This window comes from Actinomycetota bacterium (assembly GCA_018333515.1).
Taxonomy (GTDB): Bacteria; Actinomycetota; Aquicultoria; order Aquicultorales; family Aquicultoraceae; genus Aquicultor.
Genome location: JAGXSZ010000036.1, coordinates 33,494 through 55,805, shown reverse-complemented (window position 1 = coordinate 55,805; position 22,312 = coordinate 33,494). Strand labels below are relative to the sequence as shown.

Genomic DNA, 22,312 nt, shown 5'->3' with positions numbered 1-22,312 from the left:
AAAGAATACCGGGTGGTTTGAGTGCGTGCGCCCCGCCGGGCGCACAATGAGAAAGTCCCGCTCCTCGGAACGGGACTTGATTGTCAGTCAAGCCGTCTGCCACGACCCAGAAGCCTCGCCATGACTTCTGCTTTTTTCGTCTTGCCTGACAATTACTTTATCGACAAAATTTGACAGTGACTTTAGGCATATTATGGGAAGCTACCGGTCGGGATGTGGTCGGTCGAGAAGAGTGGCCGACTATTTAGCCGGCGTATTCGAGCGCTCGGCGTAATGCCCGATGCTCCTGAGTTTCTCGTATCGCTTGTCCGCAAGCGAATCTTGCCCCGCTGCCTTGAGTTCACCCAAAGCCGCGACAATCTCTTTCTTAAGATTCCGAGCCACCAGTGCCGGGGCGTGGTGCGCCCCTCCCAGCGGCTCTTTCACGATGGTATCGACGATGCCTAACTCAAGCAGCCTATCAGCGGTCAATCCCAGAGCCTCCGCGGCGTGCTCGGCGCCGACCTCACCTTTCCAAAGAATGCCGGCGCACCCTTCGGGCGTGATTACCGAGTAATATGAGTTCTCGAGCATGATGACCCGGTCTCCGAAACCGATAGCCAGCGCCCCGCCGCTGCCGCCTTCGCCAATCACGCTCACGATAACGGGCACTTTTAGCCCGCTCAATTCCATAATGCTTTCGGCTATCGCCACGGCCTGGCCTCTCTCTTCAGCGCCTATGCCGGGATGGGCGCCGGGTGTGTCGACAAAAGTAATCAGCGGCAAACCGAACTTGTCGGCCAGTTTCATTACGCGAATCGCTTTGCGGTAGCCCTCGGGATTGGGCATGCCGAAATTCCAGGCGATGTTCTCTTTTGTGTTGCGGCCTTTCTGATGGCCGAGTATCATGACCTTCTCGTCGTCCAAGCGGGCAAAACCACCGGTGATAGAAGGGTCGTCCTTAAAGGCGCGGTCCCCGTGGATTTCTATGAAGTCCGTAAAGACGGCCTCGATATAGTCGACCATTTTTGGCCGGTTGGGATGGCGCGCGAGTTGGACCTTCCGCCAGGCCGTCAACTTCGAATAAGTCCTTACACGCAGCTTCTGAATCTGCTCTTCAAGGTAACGGATCTCCGCCGCAATGTCTTCTTTTTCCGCCGATTCCAGCTTCTTCATCTCTTCTAATTTCGTCTCGAGCTGTACCAGGGGCCGCTCGAAATCGTATGCAAAACGTTTCATCGTGACCCCATGTAGTCGATGAGCCTGGATATCGTACGCTTCATATTAGCGCGGTCGACTATCATATCGATCTGTCCGTGCTGTAAATTAAACTCCGCCGTTTGGAAATCTTTTGGCAGTTTCTGTTTGATGGTCTGCTCTATAACGCGCGGCCCCGCGAAGCCTATCAATGCCCTGGGTTCCGCGATTATGATATCCGCGAGTGTCGCGAAACTTGCGGTAACGCCACCCGTCGTAGGATTGGCCAGCACAGAGATGTACGGGAGGCCCGCCGCGCTGTGTCTGGCGACCGCCGCGCTCGTCTTCGCCATTTGCATAAGGGATATCATTCCTTCCTGCATGCGCGCGCCACCCGAACTGCTAACCGTAATAACTGGAATTTTCTCAGCGGTAGCCAACTCTATAGTGCGGGTTACTTTCTCCCCGACGACCGCTCCCATGCTGCCGCCGATGAATTTGAAGTCCATGACGCCAAGGGCGACACGTCGCCCATCGATGAGCGCTCTGCCGCAGACCGCCGCGTCTTTGAGGCCGGTCGTCTTTTTAGCCTTATCGAGGGATACGGTATAGGCCTTAGCGCCCATAAAGTGAAGCGGGTCTTCGGAATACATCTCGGCCCACAGCTCTTCAAAGCTACCGGGATCCGTCAAATCCTCGATTCTCAGCTGCGCGGAGATAGAAAAGTGGTAGTCGCATTTCGGGCACACCATATGGTTTCGCTCGAGTTCTTTGATAAACAACGCCTCGTTGCAACCGGGGCACTTCTCCCAGACGCCATCGGGAACGGCGCGTTTCTCAGCGCTTTGCGCGTCGTCTTTTTGCTCTTTCTTAAACCAGTCGCCAATCGGCATATAGTACCAGCGCTTTTCGAGAATAGGGGTCAGGTCTTTAATCTTTAATCTAGATAAATCCGCACGCGTACACTCAAGGAAATCACCCAGCTTAACCAGTGCTTTTATCTAGCATCTAGGCTCCAACGCCGGTCTCTAGCTAGTATAGCTATTAAAATCCTACGTGTCTATCGCCTCTCGTATGCTCGACATATAGGCACGGGCTGCTTCGACACAACCGGCGCCGGCCTTTCCTACCAGGCCGACCAGGGCACTTCCGATAATCACGCCATCGGCTATCGCGGATACCTCTTTCGCCTGTTCGGGCTCGCTTATTCCAAACCCTACCGCGAGGGGCTTATCCGTGAGCGCTCGTACCCTATGTATAAAATCGGTCAGATTTGACGGCAGATTAGCCCTGGCACCGGTTACGCCTGTTAAAGACACGCAATATACGAATCCCTTAGAGAGTTCAGATATCCTTTCAATCCGCCTGTCCGTGCTGGTCGGGGCGACCAGCATGACCGTTGCGATGCCGAATTTGGATGCCGCCTCCGCCCACGGGCCGGCCTCTTCCGGCGGAAGGTCCGGAGCTATAACGCCATCGACGCCGCTTTGCGCGGCTTTTTCGGCGAACCGCTCGAGACCGTAGCGGTATATCGTGTTGTAATAGGTCATCATAACGACCGGGATATCTACGCTCTCCCGTGCCTGCCTGACCAAATCAAAGACCGTGTCGGTGTTTACACCGTTTCTTAGCGCGGCTTCTCCTGCCGCCTGGATGGTCGGGCCGTCCGCCAGCGGGTCGGAATAGGGCACACCGAACTCTATTAGGTCGGCGCCCGCCTTTGCGACCGCGACAAGCAGCTCAAGCGAGGTTTCGACGTCGGGATACCCGGCCATAAGATACGGCATCAGTGCCGTTCGGCTTTCCGCCCCCAACTCATCGAAGACCGCGTCGATTCTGTTAACGCTTGTAATAGCCATGATTAGAGGTTCACCCCCAACGCCGCTGCCACAACCTGGACATCTTTGTCGCCCCGTCCCGATAGGTTTACGACTATGATATCGTCTTTGCCGGTGCTCCCGATCATTTTATCGATATAGGCGACAGCGTGCGAACTCTCCAGAGCCGGTAGTATGCCCTCGGTCTGCGAGAGCAGCTTGAAGGCTTCGAGCGCCTCATCGTCGGTGATGGAGACATACTCGGCGAGCGCGTTGTCTTTGAGATAGCTGTGCTCGGGCCCCACACCGGGGTAGTCCAAACCGGCCGAGATGGAGTGCGCCGGCAGAACCTGGCCGTATTCGTCTTGCAGGAGATAACTGAGCGAACCGTGTAGGATTCCTCTGGCTCCTTTTGAGAGCGGCGCACCGTGCCGCCCGCTTTCAAGACCGTGGCCCGCGGGCTCGACACCGATAAGTCTCGTCTCCGTCCCGATAAAGGGATAGAAAATACCTATCGCATTGCTCCCTCCCCCGACGCACGCGATTACGAAATCAGGGGCACGTCCCTCGGCCCGCTCGATTTGCTCTTTGGTCTCCCGGCCGATAATGGTTTGAAAATCCCTGACCATCATTGGATACGGGTGAGGTCCGCCGACCGAACCCAGCAGGTAATAGGTGGTCTCGACATTTGTCACCCAGTCGCGAATCGCCTCGTTCATCGCGTCTTTCAGGGTTTTTGTCCCGCTGGTAACCGGAATCACGTCCGAGCCAAGCAAGTTCATCCTGAAGACATTGAGCGATTGGCGCCGGGTATCTTCTTCGCCCATGTAAACCTCGCACTCCAGGCCGAAGAGCGCGGCGGCGGTGGCGCTCGCCACTCCGTGCTGGCCTGCGCCGGTCTCGGCGATTATCCGCTTCTTGCCCATCCTCTTAGCCAGAAGCGCCTGGCCAATCGTGTTGTTGAGCTTATGCGAACCGGTGTGGCAGAGGTCTTCGCGCTTCAAATATATCTTCGCCCCGCCGTAATGCTCGGTCAGCTTTTTGGCGAAGTATAGCCCGGTCGGCCTGCTAATATATTCTCGCTGATAAAACGCGAGTTCGTCTTTGAAAGCCGCGTCGTCACGATACTTTTCATATGCTTCGACGAGCGCTTCGAGCGCGGTCATCAACGTCTCGGGGACGAATTGCCCCCCAAATTCGTCGAAATGACCTCGCTCATCTGGTAATAAGCATTGCATGAAACTAACTCCTTTTGCCGGAACTCAACCGGCATCGATAAATGCTCTCGACGGGACGATATTCGGTACGCTTTCGCTTTGCCAAACGCTATCGCTTCAACGCGCGTTGTCATTTCGAATCGCGCGTTGTCATTTCGAATCGCCCGCGCCGATTCGTCTTAGTGGTCGCATTCGCAGACCGCTCTCATAAACTCACGGAGCTTGTGCTTATCTTTCTTCCCCGGTTTGAATTCGACGCCGCTGCTTACATCGACCGCGTACGGCTTGACGACTTTAATCGCGAGGGCGACGTTTTTCGGGTCGAGACCGCCCGCTAAAATGAGCGGTTTTCGCGACTCCAGGTTGCGCACGAGTTCCCAGTTTAGATGGATTCCGGTTCCTCCGCGCCGGCCTTTGGCGTAAGCGTCGACGAGAAAGGCCTTCACATTCTTGGACGGCTCAAGGAGCGTCTCGGCCTCGAACTCGTCTTCCCTGAAAAGCCACTCCTCGATCTCCGTATAGTTTCTCATCCTGAACGCTTTGATGGCTTTGACCCGCAGCTGCCCGCAGTATTCGGGCGTCTCGTCACCGTGGAGCTGGACCGCATCGAGATTGCAATAATCGGCTACGCGTTGGACATCATCGACGGGCGTATTTACAAACACACCGACTGTCGCCACAAACGGCGATACCTCGTCTATGACTCCCAGCGCCTGATCCGGCTCGATGCGGCGCGGGCTGTCCGCGAAGACAAACCCGAGAGCATGCGCTCCGAACTCCACCGCCAGGAGCGCATCCTCTTTATTGGTTATCCCGCAGATTTTCACACGCGTCATTGTCCCGGCCAATCGTTCCTTGTGTCGACTCTTGTTTTCGGGTATATCCCCGCTATTCCTTATCGTTGCAGGCTAGCATAAAATCGTAGTCCTTCAGGCCTTCCTTCAAGTAGCTATCGTAAGCGGTCATATCGAAGTAGCCGTTGCCGCTTAGACCGAAGAGGATGACCTTCTCTTCGCCGGCCTCCTTGGCCTTGAGCGCCTCATCGATAGCGGAGCGAATCGCGTGCGAACTCTCCGGAGCCGGTACTATTCCCTCGGTGCGCGCGAACTGCAGCGCGGCGTCGAAGACCTCGGTCTGGTGGTAGGCGACCGCCTCGATGATGCCCTTGTCGTAAAGCGCGCTGACGATTGCCGAATCACCGTGGTATCTCAAACCGCCGGCGTGTATTCCGGCCGGGATAAAATCATGGCCGAGCGTGTACATTTTGGTAAGCGGCGTCAAGCCGGCGGTGTCGCCGAAGTCATAACGATATTCGCCTTCGGTAAGGGTCGGGCATGCTTTGGGCTCGACCGCCACGACCCGCATCTCTTTGCCGGTTAGCTTATCTTGGATGAAAGGGAAGCTCAAGCCCGCGAAGTTGCTGCCGCCGCCGCAACAGCCGATGACGATATCCGGGTAGTCGCCCGCCATCTCCATCTGCTCCTTGGCTTCCAGCCCTATAACGGTCTGGTGCAACAAAACATGGTTGAGAACACTCCCGAGTGAATAATGGGTATCTTCACGCATGGCTGCATCCTCTACCGCCTCGCTGATAGCGATGCCTAGGCTGCCGCTGGAATCCGGGCTGACTTCAAGAATTTTCATGCCGGTCTGGGTATTCGTGCTCGGACTCGCATAGACGGTAGCCCCATAGACCTGCATCAGCGAGCGCCGGTATGGCTTCTGGTCATAGCTGACCCTTACCATGTAGACGACGCACTCCATACCGAAGAAGCTGCACGCCATGGAGAGCGCGCTTCCCCACTGGCCGGCGCCGGTCTCGGTCGACAGCCTCATGATGCCTTCTTGTTTATTGTAATAGGCTTGCGCGATGGCGGTGTTGGGCTTGTGGCTGCCGGTCGCATTCCCGCCTTCATACTTATAGTAGATTTTGGCCGGGGTATCGAGCGCTTTCTCGAGCCGGTGCGCCCTGAAGAGCACTCCCGGCCTGTAGAGATTATAAACCTCGCGGACTTCGTCGGGTATCTCTATCCACCGCTCGGTGCTTACCTCTTGCTTGATAAGCTCCATAGCGAAGAGCGGTGCGAGGTCCGCGGGACCGATCGGCTCTTTTGTGGCGGGATGGAGATACGGCTCCAGCTGGAAGGGGAGGTCCGCCAAAATGTTATACCATGCGGTCGGCATCTCTTTTTCGCTCATTAAAAATTTCGTTGTCTTCAAATAACTCACTCCTTAGCTTATTTGCATATGTCTTTAAACCGCGCTATGCGTGATTGAATACGCCTCTACTGAGTCGAAGTCCCTCGAACCCGGCTATTGCTAAGTTCATCACCGGCCGGCCCGGGCGCTCAACAGCTCGGTCAATTTTGCCGCGGGGTCGCCGCTCTTTAAAAGCGCTTCGCCGATGAGAAAACCGTTCGCGCCCGCCTCTAATAATTTGCCGATATCCGAGCCGGTCGAAATGCCGCTTTCGCTTATGACAACCCTATCACCGGGAACCGTCTCTAGCAAGTCAAAAGACGTGGCCAAGTCGGTTTTGAGCGTATCGAGATTGCGGTTGTTTATCCCGATGAGCCTCGCGCCGCTTTCGATTGCCCGCTCGAGTTCGCCTTCTGTGTGAACTTCGAGCAATACCTCAAGACCCAATTGGTGCGCCAAATCCATCAGCGCGGCCAGCTCGTCGTCGTCGAGTATGGCGGCGATGAGCAAGATGGCGTCGGCTTCGAAATACCCCGCCTCGAAGACCTGGTAGGCGTCGACGATAAAATCTTTGCGCAGCACCGGAAGGGCGCTCGCGCCTTTGACTAGACGCAGGTCTTCCGGCGAGCCGCCAAAGTATTTCTCGTCGGTCAAAACGGAGATGGCTACCGCGCCGCCGCGCTCATAAATCCCGGCAAGCTCTTCGAGCCCGTATGCCGTGTTCATCTCGCCGCCCGAGGGTGAGCGACGCTTTATCTCCGCGATAACCGCCACGGGGCGCGATTGCAGGGCGCCTATAAGGCTGCGCCTTGCTTGGCCGTTGCTCGACATGAGTTCACCGATGGGGCGCCGTTTTTTTGCCGCTTCGACATAGAGCCTCGTGTCGGCCACGATTCTATCGAGTATCAATTTTAACCCTCCCTGCCGGCTCGTTGGCTAAATTCACGGAGCGCTTCGAGTTTAGCCAATGCGTTTCCGCTGTCTATCGATTTCGCCGCCAGTTTGACACCTTCTTCGAAGGATTCAGCCCTATCGGCGGCGATCAGCGCGGCGGCGGCGTTCATCAACACGATATCGCGCCTGGGCGACTTTGCGCCGCCTAGCACTTCAAGTGTTATTTTGGCATTATCCTCGGCGTTTCCTCCTTTTAGCGTATCGATACTCGTCCGCTTGAGCCCGCACTCCTCCGGGATGACCGTGTAGGTCGTGACCGTGCCTCCCTTGAGTTCGGAGACTTTGCTCTCACCGGTGTTGGACAGCTCGTCAAGGCCGTCATGGCCGTGGACGACGAGCGCGTGCTTGATGCCCAGGTTGCCCAGCACGTGAGCCATGACCTCGGTCAAATCCGGGTCATAGACCCCGAGCGCCTGCGCGGTCGCGCCTGCCGGGTTGGTCAGCGGGCCGAGGATATTAAAGACGGTCCGGACGCCTATCTCGCGGCGCGGGCCGAGCGCGTGCTTCATCGCGCCGTGAAAGTTAGGCGCGAACATGAAACCGATGCCGATATCCTCAATCGCTTTTTCGACCTCGGCGGGGGTCAAATCTATCCGTATCCCGAGCGCCTCCAAAACATCGGCGCTGCCGCTCTTGCTCGACACCGACCGGTTTCCATGCTTGGCGACCGGGACGCCCGCACCCGCCACTACGAACGCGACCGTCGTCGAAATGTTAAAAGTATTTTGCTGGTCGCCGCCGGTACCGCAGGTATCGACTATCTCGACGACCTTGGGTTGGATGCGGCTCGCTTTATCCCGCATTACCTTGGCGAAGCCGGATATCTCATCGACCGTCTCGCCCTTCATGCGCAGAGCGGTAATAAGCGATGCAATCTGCGCCGGTGTTGCCTCGCCGCTCATCATAATCTCCATGACCTGCTCGGCCTCGTCTCTTGTGAGGTCGTCGCGGTCTATGACTGTCTTTATCGCCTGAACGATCATCTTGCCCTCCTTAACCCAAACACTTATCTAAACCGCGGCGGCGCGGCTGGTGTCGCCTGCCGCGACGAAGTTCCTTAAGAGCGCCTTTCCCTCGCTTGTCAAAATCGATTCGGGATGGAACTGCACGCCTTCGATGGGGAAGTCGCGCCGGCGAAGCGCCATGATAAGCCCGTCCTCGGTCTCGGCCGATATTTCAAGCTCCGGCGGGAGCGATTCGCGCTCCACGACGAGCGAGTGATACCGCGTCGCGATAAACGGATTCGGCAAGCCCTCAAATATCGTCTTTCCGTCGTGGCTTATCTTCGAGGTCTTGCCGTGGACCAGAACGCCCGCGTGGACGACCTTGCCGCCGAATGCGGCGCCGATAGCCTGATGTCCCAAGCACACACCGAGTACCGGTATCTTGCCCGCCGCCGCCTTTATGAGGTCGATAGATATGCCGGCCTCCTCCGGCCTCCCCGGGCCGGGCGATATGACGATTTTGTCGGGTTTGTCCGCCAGGACATCGTCGACACTTACCTCGTCGTTTCTATAAACAACGAGTTCTTGACCCATCTCGGCCAAATATTGCACCAAATTGAAAGTGAATGAATCGTAGTTGTCGATCATTACAATCATCATTGTCCTCCAAACTACTCGACGGCCTCCAAACTACTCGACGGCTCGCAGCGGGCGCTCTGCCCGCGGCCTGTCGGCGGCTATTCTTGCCCAAATAAAAAACCCTCAATCCCGTATGGGACGAGGGTCAAAAGTCTCGTGGTGCCACCCAATTTCACGGTTCCCGGATGTTTGTGTCGTGCGCTCTCCGGGTTCCGCCTCTTGTGTACGGTACGGATACTTCGGCTATGGCCCCGCTCTTGTCTCTGTGAGCTTTGGACCGCAAACTTTAAACTATCTTATACCGCCCTTCCTTTTAACGGTGGAGGCTCCGGTGACGCTACTTGGATATATTCCTTTCGCGTCTACGCCTCGGGGGCCCACTCGACTAGTAACTCGGTGCCGGCTTTCACCAAACCCGGCTCGCTTCTTACCCGTTCTTCCAGCCTACTTTCCCCGTCATAGGCAGATATTTAGTTAAGGTGAAGGTAACACATGCTCGACAGCATGTCAATTGTTCCGCCGTTTCTTATCGTTCTTTATCTATCTCGAGCCTATACAGGCATGTGTTCGCCCGCAACAGTTTGAGCGCCTCATCCTGATCGAGCCCGATATCATCGAGCGCTTGCGAATCGAACGCCGTTTTATCCAAGGCGCTGCTCCTGCAGAGAATAGTCTGGCTCTTTATGCGGCTTCCGTTTATAAGAGTCTTATCGAGAATTATTTTTCGCACGTTTTGATGGCAGACACAAAATGGGTGAACCACCGCCGCATCCGGATGCAACATCCTATGTTTTTCGGTAAGAGCGACAAACGCTTCATTGTTTTCATCACTAAGTTGCTTTACGGTATCCCTGAACGGACAACTCGCGGTGCCGTAGATATCGGCGCCGAGCGGGATGGGCTGTGACTCCAGCTTCGAGATAGCCGCTTCGCCGTTTTTTATCGCCTCGAAAAAAGCTTCCTTCGAGGGATACCGCTCTTCCGGTAACGATTGTCCCATTTTTATCAACGTATCCTCTATCAAGCGTATCGAAACATCCATCGAGGATCCAAAATCTTTGAGATAGTTGACCAGCCCTTCGACGGGTGCCCTCCTGACGGCGGAGCCCGAAATCACGTGGTCGGCCTCGTATTGGCTGCCGATTTCGTAACCCTTATTCGTTATTTTATACTCCAATATCTCGTTGCTGTGCTCGCTCGCCCGGTGTTTTAAGACGAGCAACGCCTTGCGCACCCTCGACTCCAGCTCGACGTACTTCAGTTGTATAATCGTCTCTACGATGTAAGGAAGCCCGAATTCCAACCCGCCGACATCCCCGAGAAAAAGGCTGTCTTCCTGTAGGAGCATGCTCGTGACTTTATGCCTGCGGAACGAATTTACCATCGAATAAGCGAGACTTCTCATACGCTTAGGCTCCTCACCGATGCTCTCGAGATGATTAAACGCATCGACCACCGCGCGCTTGACGTCGTATTTTAAGATAGCGTCATCGAACTCGCCACCCGGTTTGCGCGCTATGCTCAAAAAGACCTCGGGTGTGGTGAAAATCATCTTGAGCTTGCCTTCTTTTTCGTACTTTTCTAGGTCGATGCCGATGGAGCCGGCGTCCCGGTAAAGGGAGGCTGAGAACTCTTCGAATGTTACATAAAGGCCGGCTTCTCCGTTCTCGATTCCGTTCGCGAGAAATTGGAGGGCCAGCGTCGTTTTACCGGTACCCGGAGCGCCCTTGACCATGCAGGAAGCGCCCTCGTAAAGCCCGCCGCCGAGCATGCGGTCTAACATATCTATCCCGGTCTTAAGCCTGTTATCCATTCCAATCCACCTCTGCGAATTCCTGCTTGATTGACGAGCGCCGTTATTTTACATGTCGTATGGCCAGGCATCGGATCGTATTGCAACCATGCCGTCAAACTATTTAGTAGCCCTATTTTATTGGAAGTTTGTGAAAAATGCAACTATCTTCAAAAAGGCCGGGCATTCGCCTATCCGCGTCGTTGATTTTAAAGAAAACAAAGAGCCCGCGGGTGGCGGGCTGTGGCTTGGTGTTTAGTATTTGCGTCCTATAACTATCTTTCCCTTGTTGCGCCCCCTCGGAGGTCATCGCTTCCGGACTTTCCGCTTTTCGCTCCGAAACCGCGGGATTCGCCAAATGCGGGAGCATTCTTATCTTTAGCTTCTGCCCCGGTAGTTGTCGTGTCGGTACTTTGCGATGATTCCTCGCCGCCATCTTGAACGTCACTGCTTATGTTCTCACCGTTAACCGGAGTACTCTCCCTAAACTGCTTAGGCTTTTTAGTTCGTGGCTGCTCAGGCTCGGGCGCCGCCCGCCTTTCATCACGCATGTTTAACTCTTTATCACGCCTCACCCCGTCACCGGAGCCTTTCTTATCGATCCCGGCCTCGACATCGTTTTTGCTTCCATCGCCGGCGTCGACCTCCCCGCTGTTACTGAGCGCCCCGCTGTTACTGAGCGCCCGCTCTATCGCAGGCTTCGCGGTCTCCGGAACTTTCTTCAAAACCGCTTCGAGAACAACCCTGTTCTTCTTGGCAAGAACGTCCATGGATGACTTAAACTTCTCGTTATCTCCCGCCGCGGTCTGGGCCGCCTCGATATTCTTGGCAACCGCCTCTACTAAGGCCGGGTTATTTTTATTATCTTTTTCCAGAGCCTCCAGCTCATCGACTCGCTCTGCCGCAAAATCCAAATATAGGACGGCTTTTTTCTCATCGCTGCCGGCCACCCCGACTCTCACTTTCTCTACGGCAAGCTTTACCGGATAGAGCGGGGTGCCGGGCAAGCTCTCTTTGGCCATGACAATAGTGCCGCCGCTCAACATCGCGAAGACCAGTGTCACAATGCCCAGCTTCGCGAACGGCCTGCTCAGAAACGACGTCTTCAAATTCCGCCTCGATCTCCGCGACATACTTTGACGCTCGACACCCGTCTCCCATGCTTTATGCTCGACCGCTGCGAGCAACCTCTCTCTCGCCGCGCGTTTTTTCTCATAGTCGGGCTCGATTGTCGCGGCCTCTCTCAATCGCAGCGCTAAAACGAGCAGCGGCTCAAGCGCGAAGCGCTCCTCATTGTATGCGTCGAGGCACTCTCGCAACGTCTTCTCATCCTTTATGATTGCTTCGACACACTCGTCTAGTACGTCGATGATATCCCTTTTCACTTACTCTCTCCCTAAAGTCTTGCCTAGAGCGTTTATAGCTCGGTGCCGCAATGCCTTGACCGCACCTACATTCTTACCTATTACCTCGGCGACTTCCTCGTTGCTCATCCCCAAGATGAAGCGGAATATTATCACCTGCTGCTGCTCCTCGGTGAGCGTCTTTATCGCATCGACCAGGCTTGCCCTATCGTGCTCGCGCATCGCGGACTCTTCCGGTCCGCACCCGCCGACATAGAGAGAATCCTCCTCGCACGAGATGTCGACCATCTCATACTTGCCTGCGCGATAAAAATCGATGACCAGGTTGGAGGCGATTCTGAATAACCAGGACGAAAACGGCGCTCCCCGCCATTCGAAACCCGATATCTTCTCGAGGGCTTTTAAAAACACCTGTTCGGCAATGTCTTCAGCTTCATGGCGGTTGCCTACCTTATAGTAGGCGTAGTTAAAAATCTTATCAAAGTACAGGTCGTAAATTCGACCGAAAGCTTCGGTGTCGTAGTTTTTAGCTCTTTCTACTAGTTCTTTGATGTCCGTTAGTGTATCCATATTGCCATAGCTTTCACTTGTTTTAACGGCTATTCGACCATTTAGTTACGGGTAAACGAATAATTTTAGGACAACAAGCCTTCGCCCATCCTAATTCATGTCTCAGGGATTTTGCGGTTCAAAATAGCGACCCTGCGACCAGGGATTGCGATTGATCGCGGCTTAGGCCCTTAAGCGCCGATACCGGCCACGCATAACGCTCCCCACCATTCTATCGTCAACAACATAATAAATGTATACTCACGTTTTCCGGCTACGATGTATTAGTATCTAAAAACTCTCACGTATTTTTAATTTAGGCCGTAACCTTGTGGCTTTAGCTCCGTTTAAGTGGTTGAATACTGCCACACCAAGCGCCATTTTATAGAGCGCTCGCCAAATCTATAAACCGCTTTTAAGCAGAGGATTATCGAGGAGGAAAAAATGTTCAAAAGACTATTAGCCCTATTCTTAGCGGCAATGCTCGTAGTGCCCGCCGCCGCACCGGCATCCGGCAAATCCGATACCGCCGCGGGCAAGGCGACCGGCAAGAGCCAGGAGAGACAATATCCGGAAGCAGCGGCCGCGGACGACGAAAGCGAAGACGGCGATGTGGCCAAGAAAGACAAGCGCGAAGAAGGCGGGAGGGCCGGGAGGGCCGGCGCCGACAAGGCAAATATCGTCACTACGACAGAGAATGACGACGATGACGCGAATTCAACCCCGAGGAATGTAAAACCGAGAAAGCCTGAAAAACGCCTCAAAGATATCGATGTCAACGAGGGTAGAGAAGACACCGCTACCAGGGCCTTAAGAAGGGCCGAGAAAGAAGCGGACAAAGCGGCGCAGAGGGCGTTGCGGGAAGAGCGCAAAGCTGAAAAGAGGGCGTTGCGGGAAGAGCGCGGGCTGGGGAGTATCGACAGCAGCCGTACTATCGATAATAGCCGTACTATCGATAATAGCGGTACAATTGAAAACACAGGGACTGCGCGGGGCCTGCAAAGGGCGGCAGCCGTCATCACGGCGAATATCGAAAGAATGATCGCAAAGTTTAACCTAGCACCGTTCGGTGACGGCACCAAGAACGCCCAGGCAAGCCTGACGAGAGTCCTTAAGAAATTCAACACCTGGATAGAGCTTATTCTCGCGGGTGGGAAGAAACATCCCGGTAATGGTCTGGGAAGCAACGAGGATACTGAGACCTCAGGCACGGCAGGAAGCTAGCATCATCCGAGACTATGGCTTAAGCCCGCTCATGAGCGGGCTTTTTCTATTCTCTAAATCTTTATGAGCCGCCCTAGTGATTTATGAGCCGGCCAACTCTTCGCTGACATGATAGCTTCGCGCGACTTGGGTAACGAGCATAACGCAGGTTCCGTCTTTTGCCTCGTCGATGGCGACTTTTTCCATAAGCGCCAACATGAGCGGGATACCACGCCCCCTGAAATCGACCTCTTCGCCGTTGGGCCCACGCACACAGCGCCTAAATCGACCCTCGTCTTTTATAGTAACGGTCAAATACTCGCTATCGCAAGTCGCTTTGAGGCGCACGATATTGTCACGTCCTAACGGCGAGCCGTGTTCAATAGCATTGGCCGCGGCTTCACCGACGGCGACTTGGAGATCGAAGAGTTGCTTTTCATCGAGGTCACAGTGATTGCCGATGAAATCTATATGGTCGCGAATGCGGGCAAGGTTCGATGATTCGCTCCCTATAGTAAACTCATCTACGGAATTGTGGAGAACGCACCGTTTACACCTGTACATCGAGCGATCATTCTTACGTGAGCACAAAAACAATCATATCCTTTACAGCCGACCACTTGACAATCAGGGTAAAAACATACGCTTAGAATCCCGACAACATCGACCTATTCCTGTGGACGCCTATGACTGTAATCAACACAGAGCATCATCTCCGGCTAAACGCTCCCATGCCCGTCGACGTATTCCGCGGACCGGACTTACTAATGCTTAATCTAATTTTAAGCCTCTATATTACAAGCGTCAACAACAAACCGGTTGCATAACAGCCAAGCAATCCCCCTACCTCTATGCCCGCAAAGCGGTGCCTGCGTAGCCGGCCTGGTCTATCGCCGCGAAGAGCGCCCGCGCTTTATTCTTGGTTTCGATATATTCCTTCTGCGGGACCGAATCCGCGACAATGCCTGCGCCGGCTTGAACATAAGCCTGGCCCTCTTTTATAACGATGGTACGGATGGTTATACCGCAATCGAGGTTGCCGTTAAACCCGAAATACCCGTATACGCCGGCATACGGCCCTCGAAGCGTCGGCTCCAACTCATCGATGATCTCCATCGCCCGAATCTTCGGGGCTCCCGAGACCGTTCCCGCCGGAAACGCGGCCCGCAGCGCATCGTACGCGCTTCTGCCTACCGCCAGCTCGCCGGTGACCGTCGAAACGATATGCATGACATGCGAATACCTCTCGACATACATCAAATCATCGACTTTGACCGTTCCGGGCCCGCAGACCCGTCCGATATCGTTTCTGCCTAAATCGACGAGCATGACATGCTCGGCGCGCTCTTTTTCGTCCCCCATGAGGTCGTCCTCGAGCATACGCTCTTCGTCCGCACTCGCCCCTCTCGGCCTGGTCCCCGCTATCGGCCGGGTGAGAACGGCTCCGTCCTGAACTTGAATGAGCGGCTCGGGGGAAGACCCGGCTATCACGCAATCCCCGGTCTTGAGATATATCATGTAGGGGGATGGATTGATGGTGCGCAGCACGCGGTAGATATCGAACGGCTCGATGGTAACGGGCGTCGAAAATCTCTGCGAAAGGACGACTTGAAAGATATCGCCGTCGTAGATATATTTTTTGGCCTGCTCGACCATCTCGGTAAACCTGCTCTCGGTAACATTCGAGGAGAATTCACGCGTCTTGAAACGGGCCAGCTCAACGAGTTGAGTGTGGGCGATGGACGCGCGCAGTTTCTTAATTAACCCGTCGATCTTCTCGACCGCGCCGCTGTAGAGTTCGTTGAGGTCGCCACCGTTTGCGCGGGCGTTTACAACGACTTTTATCTTATGCTTCAAGTGGTCGAAGATGACTACCGTATCGGTCAGCATAAAGACCATCTCCGGGATGTCGAGGTCGTCGGTCGCGTTCCGCGGTATCTGCTCGAAGTAGCGAACGGCGTCGTAGCCGAGGTATCCGACGGCTCCGCCATAGAACGGCGGAAGCCCTTCGATGTCCGCCGGGCGATACGCGCCCATCTTCTCCTCTAGCACACTGAGCGGGTCATCGACACCCTCCAGAACGGCGTCCTCCTCGCCTTCTATCGTAACGCGATTTCCATGCGCGGTGATGACGAGGTAGGGATTGCTCCCGAGAAACGAATACCTGCCTTGTTGCTCGCCGCCGACGACGCTTTCGAGCAGGAACGAGTTGGTCTCGTTGCCGAGCTTCAGAAAAGCCGAGACCGGCGTGTCCATGTCGGCGATGATTTCCCTGTAGACCGGGATTACGTTGTAGTCCTGGGCCAATTTCTTAAAATCGCTTCGAGATGGTGTATACATTTTTATCCTCCATAAATAAAAATACCCTCAATCCCGCTATGGGACGAGGGTCAAAAGTCTCGTGGTGCCACCCAATTTCGCAGTTCCCAGTATTAACGTCTTATGGACTCTAGGTTCTGCCTCATGTGTACGATACGGATACTTCGCTTCTCGGTCTGCTCTTTTTACTGTGAGCTTTTGAGTGTGAGTCTTGGACCGCAAACTTTAAACTATCTTATACCGCCCTTCCTTTTAACGGTGGAGGCTCCGGCGACGCTACTAGGGATAAAATCCTTTCGCGTCTACGCCTCAGGGGCCCACTCGACTAGTAACTCGGTGCCGGCTTTCACCAAACCCGGCTCGCTTCTTACCCGTTCTTCCAGCCTACTTTCCCCGTCATAGGCAGATATTTAGTTAAGGTGAAGGTAACACAGCCGAAATACGCTGTCAATGCGGACGGCTTTTATGTAAGGGATTTATGGCACCGTGTGGCGCATAGCCGGCGGCTACGCGGCTTCGCGCTTGCTGGTTATGTATTTAGAGACCATCGTGCATAGTTCCTTAAGGTCGGCTTCGGAATCGCGCGCTGAAAAAATATTTTCGCTCGCCGCCAGAGGCTCGTTCGACAGCGTCGCGCCGGCATTGGCGAGTGGTTCCTTAAAGGATGGTGGAGCGGCAACCGCCAATCCGCTTACGACATCCGCTGCGATGAGAGCAAGCGCGCCCTCACCTACCGAAACGATAGCGGCATTCTGCTCAAACGCGCGCAAAATAACCGTCTTGCCCGCAAGGCTATCCGCGACAGCGTTCGCGGTGGCGCCATCGGCGATAACGACAACGTCAAAATTTTGCCCGGCCGCGTCCGCGAACGACATATCGCTATGCGTGCTGAGCAAGCTGGTCGAGTCGCAGACCTCTTCATCCGCCGATGAACTCGCTATGCGCGTCGATGCGTCGAAATCGCCAAAGCAATCCCATATTATCTCGAACGCCCTCGCGTCAAGCCCATCAGTCGCCAAAAACAGAACTGTCTTGTCTATCATGTCGGCCATATAAATCCCTCCAAAATTTAGATGCGCAACTTTTCCATGTTCTTATTTACCCTCGCGCAGTTTTTTTACCGTTCAGAAAAGATATAAGCCAAATATTTTTAAGAAAGGACGCTGTTAATATAAGGCATGCTCGATTATTTAGGAATTATTGATGCCGGCAAATAGTTGTTGCCGCGGCCCCTAAGACCTTGCCGATAATCGATGCGGAAAGCGAAATGGGATAAACAATATCATGTTGAGAAGACAAGGTAAAGTGTAAGTTTATCAAGTAAAGCGCGTCCCGCTAGCCAGATTCTCCTTACTACTCACTTATCCTAACGTGGATTTCACTTATCATTTCGCTATACCTCTGCCTTGAATAAGATTTTGATGGCCTATGTCTAACTGCTTTTTGCAGAAGTCTTCGGAGAACCAGAATTCCAATTTCTTCTCCAAGCCCAAAGACTTAAGGGTTTTTTCCAAAGATACTATTTGCTCACCCAAGCGAAGCATAGCAGCAGTCTGGATCGCCTTGGCGTCCCCGGAACAGAAATAATAATCCGGCAGTCGCCCAGCAAATAATAGCGCAAGCGCCTCTCTCTCACCTGGGTGAATATGCTCAACGAATTCGCGGTCAAACTTACTCTGAAGCTCATCTAGCTCTTCAAGGGATGCCGAAAATTCTTTTATTTTACCAGCATCAATAAGTAACGGAACGTTTATAGAAGTTGGAATTTGGCCTTCTTCGAGTGAATAATATAGCGCTTCGTCTCTGGCTATGATAGATGGAACAACAATCTCAGCTCTCTCAATAAGTAGCTGCCAAATACCAAGCTTATGAGCCTTAATAATCACATTTGCATCAAGAAGCAGTAATTTCAAGTTCGTAGTTCTCCCACTCATCAAAACCGTACTGCGATAGAATATTAGAAAGATCTATTAAACTCGTATCAAGGTACTTAGATAGCTGCATGCGTGATAACTTTCCTTTTTGATAAGCGAGAAACGCTAATCGCACAAAACGATCAGGTAATGGCAAAGGGTGCCGCCAGTTCCTATACATTGTAGTCTTATCTACAGCTTGAAATGCAGGGTCATCAAGGAGCGCTTGAACTTTATCCTGACTAATCTTATTTAGACGGTAGAGTCGCCAAAGCAAAGCTGCCGTCGACACTTCAAACTCGCGAGCGACCTCGACAAGGTCGCTATAATGTATAACCTCGTCTTGAATTCTATTTTCAAAAGCATCTCTAATCGCATGTTTAGGCATTAACAGGTAAGAGGCAAAAGCATCAGCCATCTTTTCAAGGTTAGACCAAAGCTCAGGCTTTAATTCGCCCATTCTCGTCGCATCCCAGGTTATTAGATGGAAGAGTTCATGGGCAAAGTTATAATTTCGCCGCCATGGTGCTTCTTTGAAATTCATTAGGATGGCCGCTCCAAATTCACCCCTTGCTGATGCGGCCGACCCATTCTCTATATCGTAATACCAAATCTTTACGCCAAAATTATCCTCTAAGACCCTCGTTAGTGAGAGCGCTGGTTTCGATCCTAAATCGAGTATTTGGTTCATCTCAGCAGCGATCTGTTCAACTTTGGCAAAGTCCGGCTGCTGCGGACCTACCTCATATTGAGGAAGCGGTTTTTGATTGTAGAAGCCTAGCAAGCTCTCAAGTTCTGCATAAATAGTGCATTTTTCCAAAAAACCTGCCTCGATATCTTCTTTACACTTTTGCGGCTGCACCCGCCAAGCGACATGGCTAAGTGCCGGCAAATCACTAGTGGTCATGAAATCCATAATATCTACATGAAGCGCTTTAGCTATATTTGCCAACTCCCAAACCTTTACTTCACGCTCACCTTTTTCTATATCGGAAACTGTTTGCGGGTGTGGCAAAGAGGCTACATTTGCTAAATCTTCTTGAGTGTAACCAATGCGTTTTCTAGCTTGTTTTATTTTGGCGGCAAGGATTTTCTTGAGGTCGGGTTCGTTCATAAATAGCGCTCCCCTCGTGTTACCTAGGCATCTAATTAGAATTTACCCAATTTATCGGAATAATTCAAGATATTCTTGAATTATTCAATCAAATTTAGCTGCCTCCCCCATCTCTACTTCGGGCTCGGCGATTTTGATACTATCACCGGTTGAGAAATCGACCGCCCTATAGAAACACGACTTGTGGCCGGTGTGGCAGGCAACGCCTGTTTGCTCGACGAGAATAAGGAGCGCGTCGGCGTCGCAATCGTAGCGCAGCTCTTTAACGCGTTGGACGTGGCCGGAGGTATCCCCCTTGCACCAGTACTGTTGCCGGCTTCTGCTCCAGAACCAGGTTCGCCCCGTCTCGACGGTCTTCTTGACCGATTCTTTGTTCATATAGGCGACCATCAGCACCTCGTTTGTCCCCTGCTCTTGGATTATCGCCGGAATCAAACCGTTCGCGTCAAATTTTAAGTCCTCAAGAATCCGCACTTACCTATTACCTCCACAGCGTTTGTTTGTCTTACATACCGGGCTCACTCAGCCTCTGCACGCCGATAACCGACTTCGTGTACTCTTTGAGAATCTCCTGGACGGCCCTGCTGACGGCGTCGACAATCTTGGCCATCTCCCCCTCGTACGGGTTGAAGTCCGCCTCTACCAGGTGTTTGTCTATAATACTTTTAATATGGACCCGCCCGACTTCACTCTCTAACATCAGCTATCATCTCCCCTTGCCATATCTCCATCCTTGGGGTTTACCGGCTAAATCGCGACTTACGCGAGCAACCTTAATACTATGATGATACCCATATCGGCGAGTTCTATCTCGTGACTACGGCTTGGCGCTTTGTTGTTGGCGTTTGTCAGGGCTAGAGCCCTGAGCTACGAGCCCGATAGGAGAGCTGATTATCAGGGCTAAAGCCCTGAGCTACGAGCCCTAAACGCTACAGCCTAACCGGTATCCCCTGGCCGGCCATGTACTCTTTTACCTCTCGAATGGAGAGTTCGCCGTAGTGGAAGAGGGAAGCGGCCAGCACCGCGTCGGCGCCGGTCTCGACGACGACCTCTGCAAAGTGCTCGAGTTTGCCCGCTCCGCCCGAGGCGATTACGGGGATATTAACTGCGTCGCAAATCGCTTTGGTGAGCGGCAGGTCATAACCGTCTTTGGTGCCGTCCCGGTTCATGCTGGTGAGGAGAATTTCTCCCGCGCCGAGCGATTCAACGCGCCCGGCCCACTCGACGGCGTCGATGCCGGTAGGCACGCGCCCGCCGTTTACGTAGACCTCCCACTTATCCGGTCCGATGAGCCGCGCGTCTATGGCGACGACGATACATTGCGAGCCGTAGCGGCGCGATGTCTCCCGTATAATGTCGGGATTCTTCACCGCCGCGGAGTTCATGCCGATTTTATCGGCGCCGGTGCTGAGCATCCGGCGGATGTCGTCGCTCGACTTTATCCCGCCGCCGACGGTATATGGGATAAAGACCTGCTCGGCGGTGCGCGACGCGACGTCGAAGATAGTATCGCGCCCCTCGTGGGACGCGGTTATATCCAAAAAAACAAGCTCGTCCGCGCCGGCTTTATCGTATACCTCGGCCAACTCGACCGGGTCGCCGGCGTCGCGCAGATTGACGAAGTTTACACCCTTGACGACCCGCCCTTCATGGACGTCGAGGCAGGGGATGATTCTAACGGTTAACATTATCCCACCTCGCAACCGCTATCGCTTCCGCGAGCGTGAAGTTGTTTTCATATAGGGCGCGCCCGATGATAACACCCTCGACGCCTGAAAACTGGAGCGGCTTAATCTGCCTGATATCGCTGAGCGTCGCCACGCCCCCCGAAGCTATCACCGGGATAAAGATGCTCTCAGCGAATTCTTCCGTTTCAAATAAGTTAATACCGGTCTGCGCGCCGTCCATCATGATATCGGTGTAGACGATGCGGCTGACGCCGTAGACTTCGAGCTGCATGGCGATATCGACGGCGAAGATATCGGTCTCTTCGACCCACCCTTTTATCGCTACCTTGCCCTCCCTGGCATCGAGCCCCGCGACTATCTTGCCGGGATATTTGGCGCAAGCCTCTTTGACCAATTCGGGATCGCTTATAACCGAGGTTCCCAGGATGGCGCGGGCGACACCGACGCTGAAAACACGGTCCAGGTCTTCGATGGTGCGTAAACCGCCGCCGAGCTGAACCGGCACATCGACCCGTTTTATAATCTCTTCGATTGCGCCGAGGTTTTGAGACGACCCCGTAAAAGCGCCGTCTAAGTCGACGACGTGCAAAAACTCGGCGCCCTCGCCCTGCCACTTCTCGGCCATGTCGGCCGGGATGTCGGCGTAGACGGTCACGGCATCGGCTCGGCCCTGGTATAGGCGGACGCACTTGCCGCCCATTATATCTATGGCCGGATATATTATCACTTACATAACCCCCCAAAATTCTCCAGCACTTTTAAGCCGACGTCGCCGCTCTTCTCCGGGTGGAACTGGACGGCGTAGACATTTCCGGACCAGATGCCGGAGGTAAACTCCAACCCATAGTCGGTCGTTGTCGAGATTATTCCCGTATCCACCGGGTCGACATAGTAGGAGTGGACGAAATAGAAGTTCGACTCCCTGGGAACGCCCTTAAATATCGGCGCCTTGTTGACATAGTGCACCTGATTCCATCCCATGTGGGGAATCTTTTTGTCTTCGGGCAGCCGCCGTACGGTGCCGTCGAAAATCCCCAGCCCCTCGTGGATGCCGTCTTCTTCGCTTTGCTTGAAGAGCAATTGGAGCCCGAGGCATATACCGAGAAACGGCTTCTTTCTCGCGATGCTATCGCGCACCGCGCCCTCTAAGCCGGCCGCCCGCAAGTTCGCCATGCAGTCGGCAAACGCGCCGACCCCCGGCAAGACTACGCCTTCGGCTCGCCTTATGACGATCGGGTCGCCCGAGACGGTTACTTCGAAACCGAGCTTCTCGAACGCTTTCTCAACGCTCCTTAGGTTGCCCATCCCGTAATCGATTATCGCTATCAAACCTATCACTCACTTTATCTATCGCATCGCATTTGACTGTCGCAAACTCTGTCTATCTGTCGCCATCGACCAGCCCTTCCGCCCGCGCGCCAAGT

At 53.9% G+C, this 22,312-nt stretch carries 23 protein-coding genes; 1 reads left to right on the top strand and 22 read right to left on the bottom strand.

The annotated features are described in order from the left end of the window. Positions 1-240: 240 nt before the first annotated feature. From KGZ93_10615 to KGZ93_10560, 12 genes are all read right to left on the bottom strand, one after another. Entirely contained in the window at positions 241-1,218 is a 978-nt protein-coding gene (locus tag KGZ93_10615; protein ID MBS3910053.1) for an acetyl-CoA carboxylase carboxyltransferase subunit alpha, read from the bottom strand. Continuing rightward, on the bottom strand, positions 1,215-2,069 hold the full coding sequence (locus KGZ93_10610) for an acetyl-CoA carboxylase carboxyltransferase subunit beta (protein MBS3910052.1): 855 nt from the start codon (positions 2,067-2,069) through the stop codon (positions 1,215-1,217). Before KGZ93_10610 ends, KGZ93_10615 begins: the two co-directional genes overlap by 4 nt. Positions 2,070-2,228: 159 nt before the next feature. Further along, positions 2,229-3,035 carry a tryptophan synthase subunit alpha gene (locus KGZ93_10605; protein MBS3910051.1) on the bottom strand — a complete coding sequence of 269 codons (807 nt, stop codon included), beginning with the start codon at positions 3,033-3,035 and terminating at the stop codon, positions 2,229-2,231. 2 nt (positions 3,036-3,037) lie between these two features. Next, positions 3,038-4,231, bottom strand: a complete 1,194-nt coding sequence (trpB, locus tag KGZ93_10600; protein ID MBS3910050.1) for a tryptophan synthase subunit beta — start codon at positions 4,229-4,231, stop codon at positions 3,038-3,040. A gap of 158 nt (positions 4,232-4,389) precedes the next feature. After that, positions 4,390-5,046, bottom strand: coding sequence for a phosphoribosylanthranilate isomerase (locus KGZ93_10595; protein MBS3910049.1), 657 nt, complete (start codon positions 5,044-5,046; stop codon positions 4,390-4,392). Between the two features lie 52 nt (positions 5,047-5,098). Then, positions 5,099-6,409: a TrpB-like pyridoxal phosphate-dependent enzyme gene (locus KGZ93_10590; GenBank protein ID MBS3910048.1), complete on the bottom strand. Its 1,311-nt coding sequence runs from the start codon at positions 6,407-6,409 to the stop codon at positions 5,099-5,101. Positions 6,410-6,538: 129 nt separating this feature from the next. After that, the gene (trpC, locus tag KGZ93_10585; GenBank protein MBS3910047.1) at positions 6,539-7,318 is read right to left on the bottom strand and encodes an indole-3-glycerol phosphate synthase TrpC; all 780 of its coding nucleotides are present in this window, start codon (positions 7,316-7,318) and stop codon (positions 6,539-6,541) included. Positions 7,319-7,320: 2 nt separating this feature from the next. Beyond that, on the bottom strand, positions 7,321-8,346 hold the full coding sequence (trpD, locus tag KGZ93_10580) for an anthranilate phosphoribosyltransferase (GenBank protein MBS3910046.1): 1,026 nt from the start codon (positions 8,344-8,346) through the stop codon (positions 7,321-7,323). Between the two features lie 27 nt (positions 8,347-8,373). Continuing rightward, positions 8,374-8,964: an aminodeoxychorismate/anthranilate synthase component II gene (locus tag KGZ93_10575; GenBank protein ID MBS3910045.1), complete on the bottom strand. Its 591-nt coding sequence runs from the start codon at positions 8,962-8,964 to the stop codon at positions 8,374-8,376. A 508-nt stretch (positions 8,965-9,472) separates the two neighbouring features. Then, entirely contained in the window at positions 9,473-10,759 is a 1,287-nt protein-coding gene (locus tag KGZ93_10570; protein ID MBS3910044.1) for a hypothetical protein, read from the bottom strand. A 254-nt stretch (positions 10,760-11,013) separates the two neighbouring features. Further along, on the bottom strand, positions 11,014-12,123 hold the full coding sequence (locus tag KGZ93_10565) for a hypothetical protein (GenBank protein ID MBS3910043.1): 1,110 nt from the start codon (positions 12,121-12,123) through the stop codon (positions 11,014-11,016). Beyond that, complete coding sequence (locus tag KGZ93_10560) at positions 12,124-12,672, bottom strand: sigma-70 family RNA polymerase sigma factor (protein ID MBS3910042.1); 549 nt, start codon at positions 12,670-12,672, stop codon at positions 12,124-12,126. Positions 12,673-13,095: 423 nt separating this feature from the next. Here KGZ93_10560 and KGZ93_10555 point away from each other — a divergent pair, with 423 nt between their 5' ends. Further along, positions 13,096-13,875 carry a hypothetical protein gene (locus KGZ93_10555; GenBank protein ID MBS3910041.1) on the top strand — a complete coding sequence of 260 codons (780 nt, stop codon included), beginning with the start codon at positions 13,096-13,098 and terminating at the stop codon, positions 13,873-13,875. Positions 13,876-13,956: 81 nt separating this feature from the next. Here KGZ93_10555 and KGZ93_10550 read toward each other — a convergent pair whose 3' ends face one another. The 10 genes from KGZ93_10550 to hisH form a co-directional block, all read right to left on the bottom strand. Then, positions 13,957-14,418 (bottom strand): ATP-binding protein, encoded by a 462-nt coding sequence (locus KGZ93_10550; protein ID MBS3910040.1) that lies wholly within the window; start codon positions 14,416-14,418, stop codon positions 13,957-13,959. A gap of 285 nt (positions 14,419-14,703) precedes the next feature. Next, positions 14,704-16,194: an anthranilate synthase component I gene (gene trpE / locus KGZ93_10545; GenBank protein ID MBS3910039.1), complete on the bottom strand. Its 1,491-nt coding sequence runs from the start codon at positions 16,192-16,194 to the stop codon at positions 14,704-14,706. A gap of 485 nt (positions 16,195-16,679) precedes the next feature. Further along, on the bottom strand, positions 16,680-17,225 hold the full coding sequence (locus tag KGZ93_10540; GenBank protein ID MBS3910038.1) for a DJ-1/PfpI family protein: 546 nt from the start codon (positions 17,223-17,225) through the stop codon (positions 16,680-16,682). Between the two features lie 333 nt (positions 17,226-17,558). Beyond that, positions 17,559-18,086: a hypothetical protein gene (locus KGZ93_10535; protein MBS3910037.1), complete on the bottom strand. Its 528-nt coding sequence runs from the start codon at positions 18,084-18,086 to the stop codon at positions 17,559-17,561. Next, positions 18,067-19,200 (bottom strand): ImmA/IrrE family metallo-endopeptidase, encoded by a 1,134-nt coding sequence (locus KGZ93_10530; protein MBS3910036.1) that lies wholly within the window; start codon positions 19,198-19,200, stop codon positions 18,067-18,069. Before KGZ93_10530 ends, KGZ93_10535 begins: the two co-directional genes overlap by 20 nt. 84 nt (positions 19,201-19,284) lie before the next feature. Then, complete coding sequence (gene hisI / locus KGZ93_10525; protein ID MBS3910035.1) at positions 19,285-19,674, bottom strand: phosphoribosyl-AMP cyclohydrolase; 390 nt, start codon at positions 19,672-19,674, stop codon at positions 19,285-19,287. Positions 19,675-19,705: 31 nt separating this feature from the next. Further along, positions 19,706-19,900, bottom strand: a complete 195-nt coding sequence (locus KGZ93_10520; GenBank protein ID MBS3910034.1) for a hypothetical protein — start codon at positions 19,898-19,900, stop codon at positions 19,706-19,708. A gap of 229 nt (positions 19,901-20,129) precedes the next feature. Further along, positions 20,130-20,888, bottom strand: coding sequence for an imidazole glycerol phosphate synthase subunit HisF (gene hisF, locus KGZ93_10515; protein ID MBS3910033.1), 759 nt, complete (start codon positions 20,886-20,888; stop codon positions 20,130-20,132). Beyond that, the gene (gene hisA / locus KGZ93_10510; protein ID MBS3910032.1) at positions 20,875-21,615 is read right to left on the bottom strand and encodes a 1-(5-phosphoribosyl)-5-[(5-phosphoribosylamino)methylideneamino]imidazole-4-carboxamide isomerase; all 741 of its coding nucleotides are present in this window, start codon (positions 21,613-21,615) and stop codon (positions 20,875-20,877) included. The genes hisF and hisA overlap by 14 nt, the downstream gene beginning before the upstream one ends. After that, positions 21,612-22,217 carry an imidazole glycerol phosphate synthase subunit HisH gene (hisH, locus tag KGZ93_10505; GenBank protein MBS3910031.1) on the bottom strand — a complete coding sequence of 202 codons (606 nt, stop codon included), beginning with the start codon at positions 22,215-22,217 and terminating at the stop codon, positions 21,612-21,614. Before hisH ends, hisA begins: the two co-directional genes overlap by 4 nt. Positions 22,218-22,312: the final 95 nt, after the last annotated feature.

Excerpts from the sequence above, each read along its gene's own strand:
- KGZ93_10520 (MBS3910034.1), bottom strand. The coding sequence starts at position 19,900 with ATGTTAGAGAGTGAAGTCGGGCGGGTCCATATTAAAAGTATTATAGAC.
- KGZ93_10570 (MBS3910044.1), bottom strand. The coding sequence starts at position 10,759 with ATGGATAACAGGCTTAAGACCGGGATAGATATGTTAGACCGCATGCTC.
- KGZ93_10610 (MBS3910052.1), bottom strand. The coding sequence starts at position 2,069 with ATGCCGATTGGCGACTGGTTTAAGAAAGAGCAAAAAGACGACGCGCAA.
- trpE (MBS3910039.1), bottom strand. The coding sequence starts at position 16,194 with ATGTATACACCATCTCGAAGCGATTTTAAGAAATTGGCCCAGGACTAC.
- KGZ93_10550 (MBS3910040.1), bottom strand. The coding sequence starts at position 14,418 with ATGTACAGGTGTAAACGGTGCGTTCTCCACAATTCCGTAGATGAGTTT.
- KGZ93_10540 (MBS3910038.1), bottom strand. The coding sequence starts at position 17,225 with ATGGCCGACATGATAGACAAGACAGTTCTGTTTTTGGCGACTGATGGG.
- KGZ93_10560 (MBS3910042.1), bottom strand. The coding sequence starts at position 12,672 with ATGGATACACTAACGGACATCAAAGAACTAGTAGAAAGAGCTAAAAAC.
- KGZ93_10615 (MBS3910053.1), bottom strand. The coding sequence starts at position 1,218 with ATGAAACGTTTTGCATACGATTTCGAGCGGCCCCTGGTACAGCTCGAG.
- KGZ93_10595 (MBS3910049.1), bottom strand. The coding sequence starts at position 5,046 with ATGACGCGTGTGAAAATCTGCGGGATAACCAATAAAGAGGATGCGCTC.
- trpB (MBS3910050.1), bottom strand. The coding sequence starts at position 4,231 with ATGCAATGCTTATTACCAGATGAGCGAGGTCATTTCGACGAATTTGGG.
- KGZ93_10530 (MBS3910036.1), bottom strand. The coding sequence starts at position 19,200 with ATGAACGAACCCGACCTCAAGAAAATCCTTGCCGCCAAAATAAAACAA.
- hisF (MBS3910033.1), bottom strand. The coding sequence starts at position 20,888 with ATGTTAACCGTTAGAATCATCCCCTGCCTCGACGTCCATGAAGGGCGG.
- trpD (MBS3910046.1), bottom strand. The coding sequence starts at position 8,346 with ATGATCGTTCAGGCGATAAAGACAGTCATAGACCGCGACGACCTCACA.
- KGZ93_10575 (MBS3910045.1), bottom strand. The coding sequence starts at position 8,964 with ATGATTGTAATGATCGACAACTACGATTCATTCACTTTCAATTTGGTG.
- KGZ93_10590 (MBS3910048.1), bottom strand. The coding sequence starts at position 6,409 with ATGAGCGAAAAAGAGATGCCGACCGCATGGTATAACATTTTGGCGGAC.
- KGZ93_10605 (MBS3910051.1), bottom strand. The coding sequence starts at position 3,035 with ATGGCTATTACAAGCGTTAACAGAATCGACGCGGTCTTCGATGAGTTG.
- KGZ93_10555 (MBS3910041.1), top strand. The coding sequence starts at position 13,096 with ATGTTCAAAAGACTATTAGCCCTATTCTTAGCGGCAATGCTCGTAGTG.